We start from the raw sequence: 5,937 nt of genomic DNA, 5'->3' as shown, positions 1-5,937 counted from the left end.
CACCCTGGAGTCCTCGACGAGGATCTCGCCGACCGCGGCACCGCCCTGGACCAGCTGGTGTACTTCGGGATCGGCGCCGACGTCGATCGCCGCGCGGCGCAGCAGCGTGTGGCAGGCCAGCGCCGTCAGCGGTGTGGTCTCCGAGGGCTTCCAGACCACCGTGTCGCCGCAGACCAGTGCGATCGCGGTGTTCCACGACCACACCGCGACCGGGAAGTTGAACGCCGAGATCACCCCGACCACGCCCAGCGGATGCCAGGTCTCCATGAGCCGGTGGCCCGGCCGTTCCGACGGCATGGTCGCGCCGTAGAGCTGGCGGGACAGGCCGATCGCGAATTCGCAGACATCGATCATCTCCTGGACTTCGCCCAGCGCCTCGGCGCCGATCTTGCCCGCTTCCAGTGTCACCAGCTCGGCGAGCTCACCCTTGTGCGCGACCAGCAGTTCGGCCAACCGGCGCACCAGCGCCGCGCGAACCGGGGCGGGAACGGTGCGCCAGCTCTCGAACGCGGTGGCCGCCCGGTCGATCGCGGCGTCGACCGCGGCGGGGGTGTCGGGGGTCAGCTGGAGCAGGGTGCCGCCGGAGATGGGCGTGCGGGCGAGCCAGGTGCCCGGCTCCGGCACGCTCGCCCCGAGGCCGTGCAGCAGGGCCCTGGCACGCAGCGAGAGCTGCTCGGAGAAGTGCTCGGTCACGGTGTGGGTCATGGCTGCTCACCTTCTGCTCATTGGTACGGCTCACGGAAAAGTTGGGTCGAATTCGGTGGGGGAACAGAAAGAAGTTTTCCCCGCGCGACCCTCGCGCTGGGTTAGCCTTCGCTGATGGCGGATACACCGGCGAGGCCTCAGCTCGACGACATCGATCGACTATTGATCAAAGAACTCATGAGCGATGGTCGCGCCACGTTGTCGAACCTCGCGGAGAAGGCCAGTCTCTCGGTCTCGGCGGTCCAGTCGCGGGTGCGCAGGCTCGAGGCGCGCGGGGTGATCCGCGGGTACGCGGCCCATGTGGATCCCGAAGCGCTCGGGCACCTGTTGTCGGCGTTCGTCGCGATCACTCCTCTCGACCCGTCCCAGCCCGATGACGCGCCCGCCCTGTTGCAGCACATCCCCGGTATCGAGGCGTGCCACTCGGTGGCGGGCGAGGAAAGCTACGTCCTGCTGGTCCGGGTCGCCTCCCCGCGGCATCTGGAGCAGCTGCTGCAGGAGATCAGAGCCACCGCCAACGTGCGGACGCGCAGCACCATCATCCTGCAGACATTCTACGACAGGTAACGATTCCTCGTAATAGTTCCGCGATTTCGTAGAGGTTCCGTAAATATTTGCGTACCCTCGGTGGCGTGACCATCGAACTGGAGCGCCCCGGCGCGGCGGTCACCCCCGCCAACCGGGTCAACGAAATCCTGTCCTCGCACATCCTCGCGGACGGCTTCGAGCTGGTGCTCGATCTACACAAGTCGCACGGCCGCACGCTCATCGACGAGCGCGACGGCACCGCCTACCTCGACATGTTCGGCTTCTTCGCCTCCAACGCGCTCGGGATGAACCACCCCGCACTGGCGCGGGACGAGCGCTTCCGAGCCGAACTGGCCACCGCCGCGATCAACAAACCCTCCAACTCCGACATCTACACGGTGGAGATGGCTCGCTTCGTCGAGACCTTCGCCCGGGTGCTCGGCGATCCAGCGCTACCCCATCTGTTCTTCGTCGACGGCGGTGCCCTCGCGGTCGAGAACGCGCTCAAGGTGGCCTTCGACTGGAAGAGCAGGCACAACGAATCGCACGGCCGCTCACCGGAACTCGGGACGAAGGTGCTGCATCTGACCGGGGCGTTCCACGGCCGCAGCGGGTACACGCTGTCGCTGACAAACACCGATCCGATCAAGACCGCGCGCTTCCCGAAATTCGACTGGCCGCGCATCGAGACGCCACATCTGTTCGCGGGACCCGACATCGAGGCGCTGGAGGCGCGCGCCATCGCGCAGGCCGCGCAGGCCTTCGCCGATCATCCACACGACATCGCCTGCTTCATCGCCGAACCGATCCAGGGCGAGGGCGGTGACCGGCACCTGCGCCCGCAGTTCCTCGGCGCCATGCGGCGGCTGTGTCACGACAACGACGCGCTGTTCGTCCTCGACGAGGTGCAGACCGGCGTCGGCATGACCGGGAGTACCTGGGCCTACCAGCAATTGGACGTGCAACCCGACGTGGTGGCCTTCGGCAAGAAGACCCAGGTGTGCGGGATCATGGCCGGCGGCCGCGTCGACGAGGTGCCCGACAACGTGTTCCGGGTGAGCTCGCGCCTGAACTCCACCTGGGGCGGCAATCTCACCGATATGGTGCGCACCCGCCGCATTCTCGAAGTCCTGGAACAGGATCGGCTGATCGAGAAGTCGGTGCCGCTGGGCGCCTACCTGCTCGGCGAGCTCACCCAGCTCGCCACCGCCCATCCGGACAAGGTGAGCGAGCCGCGCGGGCGCGGCCTGATGTGCGCGATCACGCTGGCCACCCCGGACCTGCGAGACCGGGTGGTGACGGCGTTGCGCGAACGTCAGCACGTGCTGCTGCTCGGGACGGGGGAGCGGGGCATCCGGTTCCGGCCGCCGCTCACCGTCACCGAGGACGAGCTCAGGCACGTCGTGGACGCGCTCGACGCGGTGCTCCTGCGAGAACACTTGTAGCGCACCGGGGTTGCCCGCCGAAGCCGCCTCGCGTCGGCGGGCGACCCGCGTCCGAATTGCTGGAAATTGCTACGGTCTTGCTGATCGCCACAACGAGGTGTACGCGGTCGACATCGTGAACTGGACGCTGCTGGCCCGCATCCCCGTCGATCACGGCCCGCACGGCTTGACGGTGTGGCCGCAGCCGGGCCGCTATTCGACCGGGCACACGGGCGTCATGCGGTAACGGTCAGACCGAGCGCGCCCGCGACGAATCGGTGTACCGAGGCGAGGCCGGCCGCCAGCGCCTCGTCCTCGCCGGGCCTGGCCCAGCCGGAGACAGTGGCGGTGCCCTCCGGGCCGGGCGTCACGCCGATCTCGGCCACCAGTTCGGCGGTGGTCGGCACGCAGACGGCCCAGGAGAAGTGGGTCTCGTCGGCCCACTGCGCGGCGCGGGTCGCGACGTAGGCCGGATCGGTGACACCGCCGTCGGCGAGCGCGGGGCGGTCGTCGATGCGGTCGTCGGCGCGCAGAGCGCGCAGGTACCAGGAGCCTGCGTTGATCTCGATCGGTTCCACGGGGCGAGCCTAGTGGGATGGCTACCGGTAGTAGGGCGTGGCCTGCACCCAGTGGAATCCGCGCGAGACGGCGGGAAAGCCGGTCAGGTCGACCTGGTCGAGCCGCATGCGCACCGGGCGGCCACCGAGCGTGCCCTCCAGGATCAGCTGATCGGGTCGTGGCTGAACGTAGCTGAGCGTGGCGAGCTGCCATTGATGTGCGGTGTCCTTCGACAGCGTGATGGTGCGCTGCGCGGTGTCGACGCGCGCGGGGAACGACACCAGCGAATCGTCGAGCCGCTGTGCCGTCATGCCCTGCGGAATGTCGAAGATGATGCGGCGGAAGCGTTCCATGGCACTCGGGAGCCTGCCCTCGTCCGGTGCGCGGAAGTCGACGACGGCGGGGACCTGCACGCCCGCGACCGAGTACTCGGTGACATCCCAGATGCCGTAGAGCGGGGACTTCGGGCGCGCGCTGCCGTAGGTGTGCCAGCCGTCGTAGGCCTCGACGGTCGTGGCGCACAGCAGCCACAGACCCAGCAGCAGCTGGGCGCCCGTGAGCATCCGTGTGCCGCGCGGTGTGGAGAGCAGGGGAGTCGGCACGCGCGCGGGAACATCGTGCCCGAGCAGGGACCGCGCGATGCGGGCGATGTCGGGCGCCGCGAGGATCGCGGCGTACAGGAGTACCTGGAGGGCGAACAGCTTCACCGGCACATCGAAGGTGAGATTCACCAGCACGACCTGCAGTGCCACGAGCACCGCGAGCACCGCGCCGAGACCCGCGGTGAGAGGCAGGATCAGCAGCAGCGCCGCGGTGACCTCGGCGGCGCCGAGAGCGATCTCGTAGGGCTCCGACAGTGCGGACTGCGCCCATAGCACCGCCATCGGGCTCATGTGCCCGAACGGTTCGACCAGCCGCTCCAGGTTGAACGACATCTGGGTCGGCAGCACCTTGATCATCCCGTACAGCAGCAGCGCGCTGACCAGGGTGAACCGCAGCAGCAGCCGGAACCACGCGGCCAGGCGCACATAGTTCGGGCGCCGACGGTCGAGCACCGACCACACGGCGGTGACCGGTACGGCGAGAAGAACCAGCGCGAACACGGCCACCCACTTCGCCGCGGTGTCGCCGCTGCCGGTGACGGCGTAGTCGACCCGCACGTCGAACACGCGCGTGCCGAGCCAGTCGGTGAGGGGATGCAGCGCGGCCCACTGACCGACCTTGGTCACGGCCTCCTGCGGCAACCCCATGGTGCGCAGCAGCGCGTGCAGCAGCCATGTCCCCGCCATCCCGACACCGACGGTCACGAACGCGAACCGGAACAGGACGCGGGCGAAGGGATGCCAGCGCACCGGCTCCGGACCGAGATCGGGACAAGCGATCTCGGGCTCTCGCCGAGCCGACACCTCAGTACTCACCCAACACTCCTACGCTCGACCGCCGTGCGGGGGAAACGCTAAGTGAGCGAGGGGAACCGGGAAATCCGGCAAAGTTGCTGCCCCGACAATTCGGGCCAGTAGTTCAGGCGGGGCGAACCACGGGGCCGAGCAGCGAGTGGACGGCGGTGCGGCCGATGTCGAGCGCGCGGGTGAGCAGGTCGGTGTCGCGGGCGGCACTGTCGATGGCGGGCGAGTCGGCGGGCGGATGGACCTGCAGGACCCGCGTGCCGAGGCCGGCCAGGAAATCGTCCTCGACGGCCTGCTGACCCGGCCGCTGCGACCAGGCCCGGAAGGCGCCGGGAGCGATGGCGCGCATGTAGCCGCCGCCGATGATCCGATGCAGCCACGGCGCGGGCGGGCGGACCTCGTCGGTGCGGCGGGTGCGCAGTACCAGGGCGTGCGTGGTGCCTGCTGCGACCGCCGAACGGATCGGGACGGTCTCGGACAGCCCGCCGTCGAAGTAGCTGCGCCCGCCCAGGTCCACCGGGGGACCGGCGAGCAGGGGCAGGCCCGCCGAGGCGCGCAGCGCGGTCATCAGGGTGGTCTTGTCGACGATCTGCGGGCCGAGGTCCACCGATTCACCGGTGCGGACATCGGTCGCGATGGGATGGAAGGTGGTGGGATTGGCCAGGATGGCCGGGAAGTCCATCGGCTCGATGCCGTCGTAGACCTGGTGGACGAGGTAGCGCAGGTCGAACACCGGCCGCCCGCGCAGGATCCGCACCGGATCGACCACGCGCCGCATGATCGTCGCGTCGGTCCAGGACCGCATGCCGGTCGCCGCGCGCCCGCACAGCAGCCACGCGCCGTTGATCGCCCCGGCCGAGGTGCCGTAGACCGCGTCGAAGACCCCGGACAGGCCGAGTTCCTCGATGGCCTGCACCATGCCGCTGGAATAGACACCGCGGCTGCCGCCACCCTCGATCACCAGCGCCAGCCGGTTCCCGTCGGCGCGGTCGCCCGCCGCGCGGCGTTCCCTGATCACTTCGGCGACCGTGGCCGGACCCGGGGAAGGCGACGGGTCCTGATCGATCTGCGCACTGCTGGTCACCCGATCCACGATACGACAGCGCGTCGGCGTCCGGCCTGGCACGCGGGCTGATCTTCGCCACTCGTTCACCCGGGCTGCGGGCACTGTTGGGGTGGAACGAGAACGGGGGGCCCGGGGGGGGAGGCAGCCCCCCCGCGGGCGCCCCGGGGGGGGGTTTTTTAAAACCCCCCCGGGGGGGGCGGGGGTGTGGGGGCGCCCCCCCCCCCCGGCCCCCGCGCCGCCCCCCGCCCGG

At 69.6% G+C, this 5,937-nt stretch carries 7 protein-coding genes; 3 read left to right on the top strand and 4 right to left on the bottom strand.

Features of this window, described 5'->3' with window-relative positions:
- A partial coding sequence (locus QH270_RS11555) for an aldehyde dehydrogenase family protein (RefSeq protein ID WP_280340799.1) occupies nt 1–705 on the bottom strand: 705 nt, incomplete at its 3' end.
- Nucleotides 706–819: 114 nt separating this feature from the next.
- On the opposite strand from QH270_RS11555, the gene QH270_RS11550 reads away from it, so the two are divergent.
- The 3 genes from QH270_RS11550 (at nt 820) to QH270_RS11540 (ending at nt 2,904) form a co-directional block, all read left to right on the top strand.
- Nucleotides 820–1,272: an Lrp/AsnC family transcriptional regulator gene (locus QH270_RS11550; protein ID WP_071926582.1), complete on the top strand. Its 453-nt coding sequence runs from the start codon at nt 820–822 to the stop codon at nt 1,270–1,272.
- Nucleotides 1,273–1,337: 65 nt separating this feature from the next.
- Entirely contained in the window at nt 1,338–2,678 is a 1,341-nt protein-coding gene (gene lat, locus QH270_RS11545) for an L-lysine 6-transaminase (protein WP_280340798.1), read from the top strand.
- 10 nt (nt 2,679–2,688) lie between these two features.
- The gene (locus tag QH270_RS11540) at nt 2,689–2,904 is read left to right on the top strand and encodes a hypothetical protein (RefSeq protein WP_280340797.1); all 216 of its coding nucleotides are present in this window, start codon (nt 2,689–2,691) and stop codon (nt 2,902–2,904) included.
- On the opposite strand, the gene QH270_RS11535 is transcribed toward QH270_RS11540, so the two are convergent.
- From QH270_RS11535 to QH270_RS11525, 3 genes are all read right to left on the bottom strand, one after another.
- Nucleotides 2,894–3,235, bottom strand: a complete 342-nt coding sequence (locus tag QH270_RS11535; RefSeq protein ID WP_280340796.1) for a hypothetical protein — start codon at nt 3,233–3,235, stop codon at nt 2,894–2,896. The genes QH270_RS11540 and QH270_RS11535 overlap by 11 nt on opposite strands.
- Before the next feature lie 21 nt (nt 3,236–3,256).
- Nucleotides 3,257–4,633: a DoxX family protein gene (locus QH270_RS11530; RefSeq protein ID WP_280340795.1), complete on the bottom strand. Its 1,377-nt coding sequence runs from the start codon at nt 4,631–4,633 to the stop codon at nt 3,257–3,259.
- A 103-nt stretch (nt 4,634–4,736) separates the two neighbouring features.
- The gene (locus tag QH270_RS11525) at nt 4,737–5,705 is read right to left on the bottom strand and encodes a patatin-like phospholipase family protein (RefSeq protein ID WP_280340793.1); all 969 of its coding nucleotides are present in this window, start codon (nt 5,703–5,705) and stop codon (nt 4,737–4,739) included.
- Nucleotides 5,706–5,937: the final 232 nt, after the last annotated feature.

Origin of the sequence: Nocardia neocaledoniensis, from assembly GCF_029868625.1 — a bacterium.
Taxonomy (GTDB): domain Bacteria; phylum Actinomycetota; class Actinomycetes; order Mycobacteriales; family Mycobacteriaceae; genus Nocardia; species Nocardia neocaledoniensis_A.
Note: the sequence above shows the minus strand (reverse complement) of the source record. Positions and strands in the feature narration are given on the sequence as shown.